This window comes from Burkholderia ubonensis (assembly GCF_001718695.1).
In the GTDB taxonomy this organism is placed as follows: Bacteria; Pseudomonadota; Gammaproteobacteria; order Burkholderiales; family Burkholderiaceae; genus Burkholderia; species Burkholderia ubonensis_B.
The window spans coordinates 1,138,833-1,153,726 of sequence record NZ_CP013421.1 but is presented as its reverse complement, the minus strand read 5'-3'; the positions used below and the strand labels follow the sequence as shown (position 1 = coordinate 1,153,726).

12 protein-coding genes are annotated in these 14,894 nt (G+C 69.0%); 2 read left to right on the top strand and 10 right to left on the bottom strand.

Going from position 1 to position 14,894, the window contains the following annotated elements; translation table 11 throughout:
* Positions 1-120 precede the first annotated feature (120 nt).
* The 8 genes from WJ35_RS19755 to xylA all read right to left on the bottom strand — a co-directional run bounded on the left by WJ35_RS19755 (position 121) and on the right by xylA (position 10,053).
* On the bottom strand, positions 121-1,500 hold the full coding sequence (locus tag WJ35_RS19755) for a sigma-54-dependent transcriptional regulator (RefSeq protein ID WP_060232518.1): 1,380 nt from the start codon (positions 1,498-1,500) through the stop codon (positions 121-123).
* Positions 1,482-2,981: a sensor histidine kinase gene (locus WJ35_RS19750; RefSeq protein WP_010092353.1), complete on the bottom strand. Its 1,500-nt coding sequence runs from the start codon at positions 2,979-2,981 to the stop codon at positions 1,482-1,484. The genes WJ35_RS19755 and WJ35_RS19750 overlap by 19 nt, the downstream gene beginning before the upstream one ends.
* Before the next feature lie 189 nt (positions 2,982-3,170).
* Entirely contained in the window at positions 3,171-3,359 is a 189-nt protein-coding gene (locus tag WJ35_RS19745) for a hypothetical protein (protein WP_230459697.1), read from the bottom strand.
* A gap of 13 nt (positions 3,360-3,372) precedes the next feature.
* The gene (locus tag WJ35_RS19740; protein ID WP_060232522.1) at positions 3,373-4,572 is read right to left on the bottom strand and encodes a sugar ABC transporter permease; all 1,200 of its coding nucleotides are present in this window, start codon (positions 4,570-4,572) and stop codon (positions 3,373-3,375) included.
* Positions 4,569-6,128, bottom strand: a complete 1,560-nt coding sequence (xylG, locus tag WJ35_RS19735; RefSeq protein WP_060232523.1) for a D-xylose ABC transporter ATP-binding protein — start codon at positions 6,126-6,128, stop codon at positions 4,569-4,571. Before xylG ends, WJ35_RS19740 begins: the two co-directional genes overlap by 4 nt.
* 60 nt (positions 6,129-6,188) lie before the next feature.
* Positions 6,189-7,199, bottom strand: coding sequence for a D-xylose ABC transporter substrate-binding protein (gene xylF, locus WJ35_RS19730; RefSeq protein ID WP_060232526.1), 1,011 nt, complete (start codon positions 7,197-7,199; stop codon positions 6,189-6,191).
* 48 nt (positions 7,200-7,247) lie between these two features.
* On the bottom strand, positions 7,248-8,726 hold the full coding sequence (gene xylB, locus WJ35_RS19725; protein WP_060232529.1) for a xylulokinase: 1,479 nt from the start codon (positions 8,724-8,726) through the stop codon (positions 7,248-7,250).
* 4 nt (positions 8,727-8,730) lie between these two features.
* Complete coding sequence (xylA, locus tag WJ35_RS19720) at positions 8,731-10,053, bottom strand: xylose isomerase (protein WP_060232532.1); 1,323 nt, start codon at positions 10,051-10,053, stop codon at positions 8,731-8,733.
* A gap of 268 nt (positions 10,054-10,321) precedes the next feature.
* Between xylA and WJ35_RS19715 the strand changes: the two genes are divergently transcribed.
* Both WJ35_RS19715 and WJ35_RS19710 read left to right on the top strand, forming a co-directional pair.
* On the top strand, positions 10,322-11,515 hold the full coding sequence (locus tag WJ35_RS19715; RefSeq protein WP_060232535.1) for a XylR family transcriptional regulator: 1,194 nt from the start codon (positions 10,322-10,324) through the stop codon (positions 11,513-11,515).
* Between the two features lie 27 nt (positions 11,516-11,542).
* Complete coding sequence (locus tag WJ35_RS19710; protein ID WP_069239758.1) at positions 11,543-12,631, top strand: aldose epimerase family protein; 1,089 nt, start codon at positions 11,543-11,545, stop codon at positions 12,629-12,631.
* 213 nt (positions 12,632-12,844) lie between these two features.
* Here WJ35_RS19710 and WJ35_RS19705 read toward each other — a convergent pair whose 3' ends face one another.
* Together WJ35_RS19705 and WJ35_RS19700 are read right to left on the bottom strand one after the other, a co-directional pair.
* Positions 12,845-14,395: an MFS transporter gene (locus WJ35_RS19705; RefSeq protein ID WP_069239757.1), complete on the bottom strand. Its 1,551-nt coding sequence runs from the start codon at positions 14,393-14,395 to the stop codon at positions 12,845-12,847.
* 114 nt (positions 14,396-14,509) lie between these two features.
* The gene (locus tag WJ35_RS19700) at positions 14,510-14,884 is read right to left on the bottom strand and encodes a nuclear transport factor 2 family protein (RefSeq protein WP_011880510.1); all 375 of its coding nucleotides are present in this window, start codon (positions 14,882-14,884) and stop codon (positions 14,510-14,512) included.
* Positions 14,885-14,894 lie beyond the last annotated feature (10 nt).

Here is a 14,894-nt window from a genome sequence, read left to right as displayed (position 1 = left end):
GTGCCAGTGCGCACAGGCCCGCGCGGCCGTGCGGCGATCGCCGCGGTCACGCCCCAGGTGTCGGAAAGACGGACAGCAGCAGCCGGCCGGTGTCGGGAAACCCGACACCGGCTGCGCCGTTCAGTCGTCGCGCTCGATACCCAGATTCGCCATGCGCGCATACAGCGACTGGCGGCCGATGCCGAGCTGCCGCGCCGCCTCCGCGCGATTGCCGTTCGCGCGCTCGAGCGCGCGCAGGACCGCGGCGCGCTCGACAGCCGCCAGCGCATCGGGCAACGGCATGTCGAACAGGGATGCCGGCAGCGCGTCGGCGCCGGACTGGAGCGCCGGCACGGCGACGAGCCCGAGATCGGCCGCGGCGATGGCCGGCCCGGGCGCCAGCGCGGCCGCGCGCTCCATCACGTTGCGCAGTTCCCGGACGTTGCCCGGCCAGCGATGATCGAGCAAGGCCCGCTGCGCGTCGTTCGTCAGGTGCAACGCGCGCGTGCCTGCCGCGCACGCAAGAAAGTGTGCAGCGAGCGGCAGGATGTCGGCCACGCGCTCCGCGAGCGGCGGCAGGTGCAGCGGGATGACGTTCAGGCGATAGAACAGGTCTTCGCGAAACGTCCCGTTCGCAACCGCCGCGGCGAGATCGCGGTGCGTCGCGGCCACCACGCGAATGTCGATGGCCGTCGGACGATCCGCACCGAGCGGCGTCACCTGGCGCTCCTGCAGCGCGCGCAGCAGCTTGGCCTGCATGGCGGCCGGCATGTCGCCGATCTCGTCGAGAAACAGCGTGCCGCCGTCGGCCTCGACGAGCCGCCCGGCACGATCGACGTGGGCGCCGGTAAACGCCCCGCGGCGATGCCCGAACAATTCGCTTTCGAGCAGATCGGCCGGAATGGCCGCGCAGTTGACCGCGACGAACGGCTGCGCATGCCGCGTCGACGCGGCGTGCAGCACGCGGGCCGCCACCTCCTTGCCCGTGCCCGTCTCGCCGGTGACGAGCACGGTCGCGTCGCTCATCGCCGCGCGGCCGACCTGCTTTTGCACGTCGCGCATCGCGGCACTCACGCCCAGCAGCCGCGGGCGGTTCGAGGCGGCCTCGCGCGCGAACCCGCCACCGTGCGGCTCGGCATCCGCTGGCGGCTGGTTCGCAGAGACGATGCGCTCGAGCAACTGCGCGATATCGCGCCGCCCGATCGGCTTCGTCAGGTGATCGAATGCGCCGAGCCGCATCGCGTCGATCGTGTTGTCGCTCGTCGCATGGGCAGTGAGCATCACGACCGGAATCGCGGCCAGCGCGGGATCGTCGCGCAATTGCGCAAGCACCGCGAGCCCGTCCAGATCCGGCAAGCGGAAATCGAGGAAGATGCATTCGACGCGGCCGCCGTCGCGCAGCGCGCTCAGCGCGGCCCGCCCGGACGCGGCCTCGACGACCCGATGACCGAGATCGGCAAGCGTCTCGGCAAGGCCGTCGCGAAATGCGTCGTCGTCGTCGACTATGAGGATGGTTGCCATGGGATTTCAATGACGAATGATGCGCCCCGCGGTGCGTCGTCGAGCCACGCCTGCCCGCCATGCGCAGCCGCTACTTCACGGACGACCGCGAGACCGAGGCCCGCTCCGTCCGCACGACCGGTCACGAACGGTTCGAAAATCCGCTCGCGCTGCGCGGCGGGGACCCCCGGGCCGCTGTCCGATACGGTGATCCTCAGCCAGTCGCGTCCGGCGAAAGCGCGGCGCGCGGCGGCGAGCGTGACCGCACCGCCGTCGCCCGCATGACGCAGCGCGTTGAGCAAAAGATTGTCGAGCGCCCGCCGCATCTGGTCGGGATCGAATGCGGGAAGATCCGCCGGCTGCGCGAGTCGCTCGCGATTGCCGTCGCGCGACAGCGCGAGGTCGATCGTTTGCCGCTGCGCAAGCTCCCGGTGCGATTCGACGACCTGCGTGAGCCATTGATCGACATCCACACGCGCCGCATGCGGGCGGACCGGCTGCGTCAGCGCAAGCAGGCCCGACAATTGCGCGTCGATGCGCTCGATCTGCGCCAGAATCACGCGCAGCGCATCCTGCTGCCGTCGGCTGTCGCCGGCCAGCGCATTTTCGGCCTTCAGCCGCATCGCCCCCATCGGATTGCGAATCTCGTGCGCCAGTTGCGCGGCCAGTTTGCCCAGCATGCCGAAGCGCTCGGCCTGCGCCAGCCGCGTGCGGAGTTCGACGGTCTGCTGTTGCAGTTGTTCGGCGCGCCGTGCACGCGCGTTGAACGCGTCGATGATCCGATCGAGATCGGGCTCGCCGACGTACCGCAGGTGCGGTTCGCGACCGTCGGGCGCCAACCCGGCCTCGATCCGGGCGAGATTGCGCTTCCATCGCCGCAGCGCAACGGCCAACACGGCCGCGATCGCGAGAATCACCGCGAGCACGGCGGCCAGGCCCGTGGCCAGCAGTTCCCCGTGCCGGCCGAGCGGCGGGCGCGCGCGTGTCAGCATCCACGCGAACAGGCCCGATCCGGCGCGTACCGGACACGCCACCGCAATCACGGCGTCCTGCGCGCCCTCGACGACGTTCGACGTCGTGGCGCGCGTCGCGGCGGCGGCCCGCAGCGTCCGGAGGATCAGCGGCGTTTCCGCGTCCGGAACGTCGCGCTTGATGCCGCTTCCCTGATAAGTGGGAAAGGAGTATGCGAGAAAACTGCCCGCGGCCGGTGCGCCGCCGGCCGTCCAGAATCCGCCTTCGACGTCCGGCTCGCGGGCCAGAACGATATCGAGAATCGCATGCATCAGTGCCGGATCATGCCCGGCGCCGGCCGACGATACGGAAGCGTCGTAACGCGACGCGACCGCTTCGCAGGCCGCCTCGCCCGCGGCCCTGGCGCCGGCGATCTGCTGACTCTCGGCGGAACTCGCCATCACCCAGACGACCGCGACAAGCGTCGCGCAGAGCGCAGCGACGAGCGCCCAGAGCATGACGAGTTGGGTGGAAAACGGCGGACGCTTCATCGGATCGGGCGGGCGGTTGGGGGCGACAGGATAGCGTAAAGCAGGTGACGCCGGCAGCGGCGCTCGCACCGGCCACCTGCCGGATCGCATATGGCATCGCACCCGCCCGCAACGGCTGCCGCCGGGGACCGAACGATACGGCGCGCGTCAGCGCGCACCGATAGGGACGACCTCGCCCACGGCGTCGCCCTATCGCTCCGCCCGCTCGACGACACGCGCCAGCCGAATGATGTCGGTCAGCGCGAAATCGCTCGCGTCGGGCCCCGGCCGGTCGCGCTCGTCCGCCATGCGCATCGCGAACGCGAGCGCTTCGGAGCGCTCCCGCAGCAGCGCGCGCAGCGCATCCGCGATGACGCGGCGGTCGCGCGGATCGCCCAAGCCGAGCGCCGCCTCACCGCCGGTTCGACCGCGACACCACGTCGATCCACACCGCCAGCACCAGCACCGCGCCCTTGACGATCATCTGCCAGTACGCGTCGACGTCGAGCATCGACATGCCGTTGTCGAGGCTCGCCATCACGAGCGCGCCGATCAGCGCGCCATACACGGTGCCCGAGCCGCCGCGCATCGACGTGCCGCCGATGAAGCACGCGGCGATCGCATCCAGTTCGCCCATCGCGCCCGCGGACGGCGAGCCGGCCGCGAGCCGCGCGGTGTTCACGATGCCGGCGAACGCGCACATCAGCCCCATCAGCGCGAAGATCGCGAGCTTCACGCGATCGGTATCGACGCCCGACAGCCGCGTCGCCTCGAGATTCGAGCCGACCGCGTAGATGCGCCGGCCGAACACGGTCTGCGTCGCGATCCACGAGAAAATGCCGAGCAGCGCGAGCAGCAGCAGCACCGGCACCGGAATGCCGCCGTAGCGGTCGAGCGTCGCGACGAACGCGAACAGCACCGCGCCCGCGCCCGCGACCTTCACGACGTCCTGCCACGACGGCGCGACCGCGAGCCGGTAGCGGCGCCGCGTGCCGCGCTGCCGCACGACCAGCAGCACGACGAGCGCGAACAGCAGCAGTGCGAGGCCGTCCCCCGCCGCGCGCGGCAGGTAGCCCTGCCCAAGGAACACGAAGCCGTCCGACACGGGCGCGATCGTCGAGCCGCCCGTCACGCCGAGCAGGATCCCGCGAAACGCGAGCATCCCGCCCAGCCCGACGATGAACGACGGCACGCGCCGGTAGGTCGACCACCAGCCGTTGAAGAGCCCGACCAGCACGCCGAGCGCGAGCACGGCCGGCACCGTCGCGGCGACCGGCCAGTGGCGGTTCACGTCGAGGATCGCCGCGACGCCGCCGAGCAGCCCGAGCAGCGAGCCGACCGACAGGTCGATCTCGCCCGCGATGATCACGAACACCATCCCGCACGCGAGCATGCCGGTGATCGACATCTGCCGCAGCAGATTCGACACGTTGCGCGGCGTGACGAACGCGCCGTCGGTCAGCACCGAGAAGAACACCCAGATCGCCGCGACCGCGAACAGCAGCGCGAGGATCTTGTAGCGCACGAAGACCTGGCGAAGCTGACGACCGGTTGGGCGGTGTGCTTCTGCGTCCGGCGTCACCGGCGTAGAGGAAGAAAGTTCGGAATTCATGTCGCACTCGCTGCGGTGGGTTCGGTCGGCCGCCGGCCGGCTTGCAGCGCGGCGCCGAGAATCTGTTCCTGCGTGAGGCCGTCGTTGGCGAAATCGCCGCGCAGCTCGCCTTCGCCGATCACCAGCACGCGATCGGCCAGCCCGAGCACCTCGGGCAGTTCCGACGACACGACGATCACCGCGACGCCGCGCTTCGCGAGCGCGAACACGAGGCGGTAGATCTCCGCCTTCGCGCCCACGTCGACGCCGCGCGTCGGCTCGTCGAGAATCAGCACCTGCGGCTCGGCCAGCAGCATCCTGGCGAGCACGGCCTTCTGCTGGTTGCCGCCGGACAGGCTCGCGATCGGCAGGAACGGATGCGCGGCGCGCACCGACAGCCGCTGCATCTCGGTACGGATCGCGTCCAGCTCGGCGGCCGCGTCGATCCGCCCGCGCGCCGCGAAGCGCCGCAACACCGCCAGCGTGATGTTGTGGCCGACGCCGAGCTGCGGCACGATGCCGTGGCGCTTGCGGTCCTCGGGCACCATCGCGATGCCGGCGCGAATCGCGTCGGCGGGCGAGCGGATCGACAGCGGCCGGCCGTTCATCAGCACGGTTGCCGTGCACGCGCCCGGATACGCGCCGAAGATCGCCTGCATCAGCTCGGTGCGGCCCGCGCCGACGAGCCCGGCGACGCCGAGGATCTCGCCGCGCCGCACGCTGAACGACACGTCGTCGACCCGCTTGCGGCGCGGGTTCGTCACGTCGCGACAGGTCACGTGGCGGGCTTCCAGCACGACGTCGCCGATCTCGTGCGGCTCGCGCGGATACAGGTCGCGGATCTCGCGGCCGACCATCATCGCGATGATCCGGTCGGTCGTCAGCGCACGCATCGGCTCCGTCGCGACGTGGCGGCCGTCGCGGATCACGGTCACCGTGTCGCAGACGGCCTCGACCTCGTCGAGCTTGTGCGAGATGTACACGCACGCGACGCCGCGGCGCTTCAGGTCGCGCACGATGTCGAGCAGGATCTTCGTCTCTGCCGCGCTCAGCGACGACGACGGCTCGTCGAGGATCAGCAGCTTCGCGCGCTTGTTCAGCGCCTTCGCGATCTCGATCAGCTGCTGGTGGCCGCCGCCGTAGTTCATCGCCGGCTGCGCGACGTTGATCGCATCGATCCGCAACTCGCGCAGCAGTTCCTCGGCACGCTGGACCATCGCCGCGTAATGCATGCGCCCGCCCGGCAGCGTGATCTCGTTGCCGAGGAAGATGTTCTCGGCCACCGACAGTTCCGGCACGAGCATCAATTCCTGGTGGATGATCACGATGCCCGCGCGCTCGGTGTCGCGCACGCCGGATGCCACGAGCGGCGCGCCTTCCCAGCGGATCTCGCCGTCCCACGTGCCGTGCGGATAGACGCCCGACAGCACCTTCATCAGCGTCGATTTGCCCGCGCCGTTCTCGCCGCACAGCCCCACGCACTCGCCGGGCCGCACGGTCAGGTCGATGCCGTCGAGCGCCTTCACGCCGTCGAAGTCCTTGACGATGCCGCGCATCGTCAGCAAGGGTTCGGTCATTCGCTCATGCCTCGCAGTATGCGCGCGGACGCACCGGTGGGCCGCCCGCGCGCCGCGCCGTTACTGGCTCGCCAGCTGCGCCTGGGTATAGAAGCCGTCCTTCACGACGACGTCGACGTTGCGCTTGGTCAGCAGCGTCGGCTGCAGCAGCACCGTGTCGACCTTCTTCCTGCCGTTGTCGTATTGCGCGTTGAACGCGGGCTTCGCGCCCTTCGCGAGATCCACCGCGAGCTTCGCCGCTTCGCTCGCGATCAGCTTGAGCGGCTTGTAGACGGTCATCGTCTGCGTGCCGGCGATCACGCGCTTGACGGCCGCGAGGTCCGCGTCCTGCCCGGACACCGGCACCTTGCCGGCCAGGTGCTGCGCGGCGAGCGCCTGGATCGCGCCGCCCGCGGTGCCGTCGTTCGACGCGACGATCGCGTCGATCCGGTTGTTGTTCGCGGTCAGCGCATCTTCGACGATCCGCAGCGCGGTCGACGCGCTCCACTCGGGCACCCACTGCTGGCCGACGATCTTGATGTCGCCGCGATCGACCGCAGGCTTCAGCACCTTCAGCTGGCCTTCGCGCAGCATCTTCGCGTTGTTGTCGGTCGGCGCGCCGCCGAGCAGGAAATAGTTGCCCTTCGGCTTCGCGTCGACGACCCCCTGCGCCTGCAGCTCGCCGACCTTCTCGTTGTCGAACGAGATGTACGCATCGACGTCGGCGTCGAGGATCAGCCGGTCGTACGACACCACCTTGATGCCGGCCTTGCGCGCTTCGGCGACGACGTTGCCGAGCGTCTTCGAATTGAACGGCACGATCACGATCACGTCGACGCCGCGCGAGATCAGGTTCTCGATCTGCGAGATCTGCCGCGCTTCGCTCGCGTCCGCCGACTGCACGGATACCTTCGCGCCGAGCTTCGTCGCGGCGGCCATGAAATAGTCGCGATCGCGCGACCAGCGCTCGACGCGCAGGTCGTCGATGCAGAAGCCGATTTCCGGCTTGTCCTTGCTCGCATGCGCGAGCGGCGCGCACAGCGCGAGGGCCGCCAGCGCACTCAATACGGTACGACGCGTCACGGATTTCATGTGTCTCCACTCCTCTTTATTGGACTGCTGCTACGGATGCCGGGCTGTTCACGCGCCGGCCGCGAACACCGGTTCGAGTGCGCGATACAGCGCGCGAAACGTCGGGCGCCGCGCGTCGCGATACCACGCGTGGCGCGCCATGTCGGGCTCGCGCACGGCCACGACGGGCGGCTGCGGGCACACGGCGTCGAGCGGCGCATCCGGTTCGAGCGCGAGATGCGCGAGCCGCGCGGCGCCGAGGGCCGGGCCGACTTCGCCGCCCGCGCGCAGCGTCAGCGCGCGGCCGCTCAGGTCGGCGAGCATCTGCGTCCAGTACGCGCTGCGCGAGCCGCCGCCGATCACCGTGATGCTGCCCGGCGCGAGCCCGGCCGCGTGCAGCGCGTCGATCCCGTCGAGCAGCGCGAAGCCGACGCCTTCGAGCGTCGCGTTCGCGAGATCCGCGCGCCGCGTGTCGGGCGTCAGCCCGTAGAACACGCCCTTCGCGTTCACGTCGTTGTGCGGCGTGCGCTCGCCGCTCAGGTAAGGCAGGAACCACGGGCGGTCCGCATGCGCGTTCGCCTCGGCGTCGGCGAGCAGCGCGGCGACGCCGTCGTAGCCGGCCAGTTGCGCGGTGAAGTCGATGCAGCCGGCCGCGTTCAGCATCACCGACATCAGATGCCAGGTGTGCGGCAATGCGTGACAGAAGCTGTGGACCGCCGATTCGGGATTCGCGCGGAAACCGTCCGACACCGCGAAATAGACGCCCGACGTGCCGAGCGACAGCAGCGCGTCGCCGGGCCGCACGATGCCGACGCCGACCGCACCGGCCGCGTTGTCGCCGCCGCCCGCGACGACCGGGATCTCGCGTAGCCCGAGTGCGAGCGCGACCGCCGGCAGCAGCGTGCCGGTGATGCGGTTGCCCTCGAACACCGCGGGCATCTGCGCGCGCGACAGCCCGCACTCGGCGAGCAGTGCGTCGTCGTAATCGCGCTTCGCGACGTCGAGCCACAGCGTGCCCGCCGCATCCGACGGATCGGTCGCGAACGCGCCGGTCAGCCGGTAGCGCAGATAGTCCTTCGGCAGCAGCACATGCGCGATCCGCGCGAAGACGTCCGGCTCGTGCCGGCGCACCCACAGCAGCTTCGGCGCGGTGAAGCCCGGCATCGCGAGATTGCCGGCGACGGCGCGCAGCGCGGGCGCCAGCCGCTCCAGTTCCGCGCACTCGGCATCCGCGCGGCCGTCGTTCCACAGGATCGCGGGGCGCAGCACGTCGCCGTGCGCATCGAGCAGCGTCGCGCCGTGCATTTGCCCGGTCAGGCCGAGCGCGCCGATCTCACGCGGATCGATGCCGGCCGCGCGCGTATCGGCGACGAGCGCCTCAAGCGCGCCGCACGCCGCGTCCCACCAGTCGCGCGGCGCCTGTTCGGACCAGCGCGGCCGCGGCCGGCTCACGGTCAGCGGCCGGCTCGCGCTCGCGCGCACCGCGCCGTCGCGGTCGAGCAGCACGGCCTTCACGCCCGACGTGCCAAGATCGAGTCCGATGTACATGGCGTCAGCGCAGCCCGTAGATCGCCTGGTTCACGATGTTCTCGAGCCGCTCCTGCGCACCGCTCGCATGCCGCGGGTTCACGCCGCGCGCGAGCGCGTCGGCGGCGAGCGACTCCAGCGTATAGCCGCCCGACAGGATCTCGCGGCCGAATGCGCTGTCCCACTGCGCATAGCGCTGGCGGCGCAGCGCGTCGAGCCGGTCGTTCTCGACCAGCACCGCCGCGCGTTCGAGCGCGAGTGCGAGCACGTCGATCGCGCCGACGTGGCCGTGGAACAGGTCTTCCGGATCGACGCTCTGGCGGCGCACCTTCGCGTCGAAGTTCATGCCGCCGGTGGTAAAGCCGCCGTGGCGCAGGATCTCGTAGAACGCGAGCGTCAGTTCCTCGACACTGTTCGGGAACTGGTCGGTGTCCCAGCCGTTCTGCGGATCGCCGCGATTCGCATCGACGCTGCCGAATACGCCGAGCGCGAACGCGTTCGCGATCTCGTGATGAAACGAATGGCCGGCGAGCGTCGCGTGGTTCGCCTCGATGTTCACGCGAATCTCGTTCTGCAATCCGTATTGTGTGAGGAAGCCGTGCACGGTCGCGACGTCGTAGTCGTACTGGTGCTTGGTCGGCTCCTGCGGCTTGGGCTCGATCAGCAGCGCGCCGTTGAAGCCGATCCGGTGCTTGTGCTCGACCACCATCGACAGGAAGCGGGCGAACTGCTCGCGCTCGCGCACGAGATCGGTATTGAGCAGCGTCTCGTACCCTTCGCGGCCACCCCACAGCACGTAGTTCTCGCCGCCGAGCCGATGCGTCGCGTCGAGCGCGTGGCGCACCTGGGTGGCCGCCCACGCGAACACCTCGGGGTTCGGGTTGGTTGCCGCGCCCGCCGCGAAGCGCGGATGCGAGAACAGGTTCGCGGTGCCCCACAGCAGCCGCACGCCCGTCGCTTGCTGACGCTCGCCGAGGTAGTCGCTCATCCGCGCGAAGTTCTCGACGTACTCGCGCAGGCTGTCGCCCTCCGGCGCGACGTCGGTGTCGTGGAACGTATAGAACGGCGTGCCGAGCTTCGTGAAGAACTCGAACGCCGCATCCGCCTTCTGCCGCGCGCGCTCGAGCGGGTCGCCCGGCTGCTGCCACGGCCGCCGGAACGCGCCCTGGCCGAAGATGTCGTGGCCCGGCCACACGAACGTGTGCCAGTAGCACACGGCGATCCGCAGGTGCTCCTCGAGCGTCTTGCCGAGCACCCGCTTCGTGCGGTCGTAATACCGGTAGGCCAGCGGGTTGTCCGATTGCGGACCTTCGTAGCGAATCGCGGGAATCTGTTCGAAATACGACATGGCGTCTCCGTCCGGTTTCTTGTTGCGGTGCGGCGCGCATATCGCGATGGCGCGCGCCGGATTCGATCTGGCTGGATCGTGCCCGCCCCCAACCGCGCCCGCAATTGCGAAATTGCGCAGCACGCTTAACGTTTCTTGCCAGCACGCTGCGCACGGCACGCGTTCCGTCCTACAATCGCCGACAACAGAGACGAGCACCGCGCGGCCCTGCCCGCGCGCCCCGGAGACAACGGCGCGACGCCCGGACGGCGCGCGCCCCGAGACCGAGATGACCCGCGCCCCTTCCGCCCAGACGCCGCATCGCATCGCGCTGCTGTTCAACGCCAACAAGGTCTACGACCGCGAGATCATCAGCGGCATCGGCCAGTACCTGCGCTCGACGCGCGTGGTATGGGACCTGTTCCTCGAAGACGATTTCCGCTGCCGGCTCGCCGGCATCGAGCACTTCGACGGCGACGGCATCATCGCCGACTTCGACGATCCGGCCGTCGCCGATGCGCTCGCCGGCTCGCCGCTGCCGATCGTCGCGCTCGGCTCGTCGTACGAGGATCCGGCGCAGTATCCGGACGGCGTGCCGTATATCGCGACCGACAACGCGAAGCTCGTGTCGCTCGCGTACACGCACCTGATCGGCGCCGGGCTGGCGCACTTCGCGATGTACAGCCTGCCCGTCGCGCAGCAGAACCGCTGGGCGCAGCAGCGCGAGCTCGCGTTCGACCGGCTCGCGCGCGCGGACGGGCTCGACGCGCCGATCTACCGCGGGCTGTCGACGAGCGCATCGGGGTGGAACCATGCGATCGAGCAGCTGACCGGCTGGCTGCATGCGCTGCCGAAGCCCGTCGGCGTGATCGCGGTGACCGACGCGCGCGCGCGGCATCTGCTGCAGGCGTGCCTGATCGCCGGCCTCGCGGTGCCGGAGCAGGTCGCGATCATCGGCATCGACAACGACCCGCTCACGCGCACGCTGACGCGCATTCCGCTGTCTTCCGTCATCCAGGGCACCGAGGAAATGGGGCGTACCGCCGCGCACCTGCTGCACCGGATGCTGCGCGGTGCGCGGTTTCCCGACCGGCGGATTCTCGTGCCGCCGGTCGGCATCAACGTGCTCGAATCGACCCGCCACCAGCCGCTCGCGAGCCCGCACGTGATGCGCGCGCGCCACTTCATTCGCCAGTACGCGTGCCAGGGCATCAAGACCGAGCAGGTCGCCGACTACGTCGGCGTGTCGCGCTCGCTGCTCGAAGAGCACTTCCGGCGCGAGCTGCAGCGCACCGTGCACCAGGAGATCCTGCGCCACAAGCTCGAAGCGGCGCAGGCGCTGCTCGCGGGCAGGCAGGCGTCGAGCGCCGAGGTCGCGATCCGCTGCGGGTTTACGTCGCTGCAATACATGTATGCGGTGTTCCGGCGCGAGCTGGGCTGCACGCCGCGCGAATACCAGGAACGCGCGCCCGCCGCGCATTGAAGTCCGCCGTTCACCTCGAATCCGCTCATGCATATCGATACCGATTCTTCCCGCCCGGCACCCGGCGTCGCACGCGTCAGTTCCGAGCCGTGGGGCACGCTGCCCGACGGCGACCCGGCGCGGCGCTACACGCTGCGCAACGCGCACGGGATGCGCGTCGTCGTCAGCGACCTCGGCGCGACCGTCGTGTCGTGGCTCGCGCCCGACCGCACCGGACGCTTCGCCGATATCGTGCTCGCGCACGACACGCCCGCCGAGTATGTCGAATCGGGCGCCTACCTCGGCGCGACGATCGGCCGCTGGGCGAACCGGATCGCCGGCGCGCGCTTCACGCTCGACGGCGTCGACTACCTGCTCGACCGCAACGAGAACGGCAATCTGCTGCACGGCGGCGCGAGCGGCTTTCACCGCCAGCGCTGGGAAGTCGTCGACGACCGCGGCGGGCTGACGCTGCGGCTCGATTCGCCCGAAGGCGACGCCGGCTTTCCGGGCAACGTGAGCGTGCAGGTCCGCTACGCGCTCGACGACGACGGCACGCTGACGATCGACTACACCGGCGTCGCCGATGCGCCGTCGCCGCTCAACCTCACGAATCACAGCTACTTCAACCTCAGCGGCCGCGCGGGCAGCGACGTGCGCGGTCATGTGCTGAGCATCGACGCCGACGCGTTCCTCGAAGTCGACGACGCGCTGATCCCGACCGGCGCCGCGGACGTGACCGGCACGGCTTTCGATTTCCGGCAGAGCGCGCCGCTCGGCGCGCGCCTCGACTGGCCGCATGCGCAACTCACGCGGGCGCGCGGCTTCGATCACTGCTTCGTGCTGCGCGAACCGGGGGGCGGCGTGCGCACGGTTGCGTCGATCTACGATCCGGAAAGCGGCCGCGAACTCGTCGTATCGACCGATCAGCGCGGCCTGCAGCTCTATACGGGCAACTATCTGGACGGCGTGCGCGTGAGCGGCGGTGTGGTGTGCGCGCCGCATGCGGCGCTGTGCGTCGAGGCCGGGTACTTTCCGGATCAGGTCAATATGGATGGGTTGCGCGAAGAGACGATTCTGCGGCCGGGGCAGGTTTATCGGCAGACGACGCGGTATCGGGTGGGGGTGCGGGGGTAGTGGGCGCGTGCATGCCGCGGTTCGCCGGCGGCGCGCGTGATAGCGTCGTGCCGCGGTGCTCGGGGTGAGTTGCGGTCGAATTCGGCTTCGGTTCGTGCGCGGATCGTCTGCGCGGCCGCGATGCGTGATGTGGGGCGCAGGTGGCGAGCCGTTGGGATATAGCTGAGCTGACACACGTATCCCCCGCCGCTGTCAGCGCTGCGACGGCTCCACTCAGCGCTCGGGAATCTCGATCGCATGCGTCGCTCCGGACATCGATCTGGATGGTTGCTTTTTCAACAGCATGATGCTGAGCCCGACACCGACCAGGGTCAGTAGCGCGTTCCCGGTCATCAGCTTGCCGAGCGCCGAGTAGTAGGCAGCATGCGCAATCTGCGTCGCGGCCGCGAACGTCGGCGCATCGTTCTGCAATCCAGATTCGGCAATATTGCGGCTGCCGTTCGCGGCCATGAACAGTGCAGCGCGTGCCGGTTCGGCGAGCGGCAGTGCCGCATGCGCGAGACGGGCGACCACCTCCGCGTGGCTCACGCGATCCAGCACGAGCCCCGCGACGCTCACGCCGAACATCGAGCCCACCATCACGAGCGTAAAGAACAAGCCGATCGCCGTACCGGCATCTTTCGCAGGCACCTGGGTGGTGACGCCGTTGATGGTCGCGGTCGTCAGCATGCCGTTGGACACACCGAAGCAGAACAACCCAACGACGAAGATCGCACTCGACGTAGCGGGCCCGAGCACGCAGAACGCCGCGCAACTGACGAACAGCAGCGACATCGATACGAGCGTAGGAATGCGGAAGCCAACGCGATCGATCACTTTGCCGGCCAGCGGCGCGATGAACGCGACCGCGATCGTCATGCACAGCAACCACATGCCGGATTTCAGCTTCGAGTAGTCGAGTACGTTCTGCATGAACAGCGGCAGCACGAACAGAAAGCTGGCCATCGTGTAATTGAAGATCATCCGGATCAGGATGACCGTGAGATAGCCGCGGCTCGTCAACAACGTCACGTTGATCAGCGGAGCCGGCTTGCGCAGGCTGCGTCGCATGAATATCGCCGCCGACAGCAGCCCGGCCACGGCGATCGCGGCGAGTGTGGCGGTCGCGGCCGTGCTCAGCATGTTCGACACATAGATCAGGCAACCGAGGGCGAACAGGTAGAACGGCACGCCCGCGACGTCGAGCGCCAGCGGGCGACGCGCTCCGGCTGCGTCGTCGGACACGAAAATCCAGGTCAGTACGATCGAAAGCAAGCCGAGCGGGACGTTCAGCAGGAAGATCCAGCGCCACCCGAGATATTGCAGGATGAAGCCACCGGTCGGCGGTCCGAGCGCCATGCCGACCCCGGTGATGGTGACCGCGACGCCAGTCGCGAAGCCCTTCTGGTCCGGCGGAAACGCATTCGCGATGAGCACGAGCGCAAGACCCAGCGTGGCGGCGAAACCCGCGCCCTGGACGAACCGCGCGACGATGATCTCCGTGACCGTGCTCGACCACGCGCCTATATACAGCGACGACACCATGAACAGCACCGCGCCGAACATGAACACGCGCTTTCGGCCCACGCTGTCGGCCATCTTGCCGAACAGGCAGAAGAACGCCGCAGCCGCGGTCAGATAGCTGACGATGATGAGCTGAATCTGCTGCATCGACGCACCGAACTCGGTCGAGAACGCCGGCAAGGCCAGATTCACGATCGTCATGTCGAGATTGGCGAGCAGCAGGCAGATGCCGATCGAAAATAGAACGATCCATTTCTTCATTGAATTGCCTCGTTATGGCTGCGCTGATCGCTCACTGGAACATGTGCATCTGTCGTCGCGATGAACCAGGGCCGTGCCGAGCGACGCCGCTCGGCACGGCCGCCGGCCACGCCGTCATGCGAGTTGCCGCTCCAGCGTCTGCAGATCGAAATAGTCCTTGAAGAGCGTCAACTTGCCGTTTGCGTCGAACTCCAGAATCACCACCATCGGCAACCGAATCTCCTTGCCGCCCAGCACGATATGGCTCGTGCGCTCGACGATCGCGGTGCTGCCCTGTGCGATCAAGCGCTGCTGCTCCCAGCGATAGGTGCTTGCCTTGCCGAAGAAGTCGGTGATCTTCTCGACGACGGCATGCCTGCCGACATGCGCGCCGAGCGGTACGTCCTCGAGGCGCACGTCGTCGGCGAGCAGCGCCGACATCGACTCGATATCGCGCGCCTCGAACGCGCGGACGACTTGCTCGGCGAGGGTTTTCGTATCGTGACTCATGGGTTTTCAC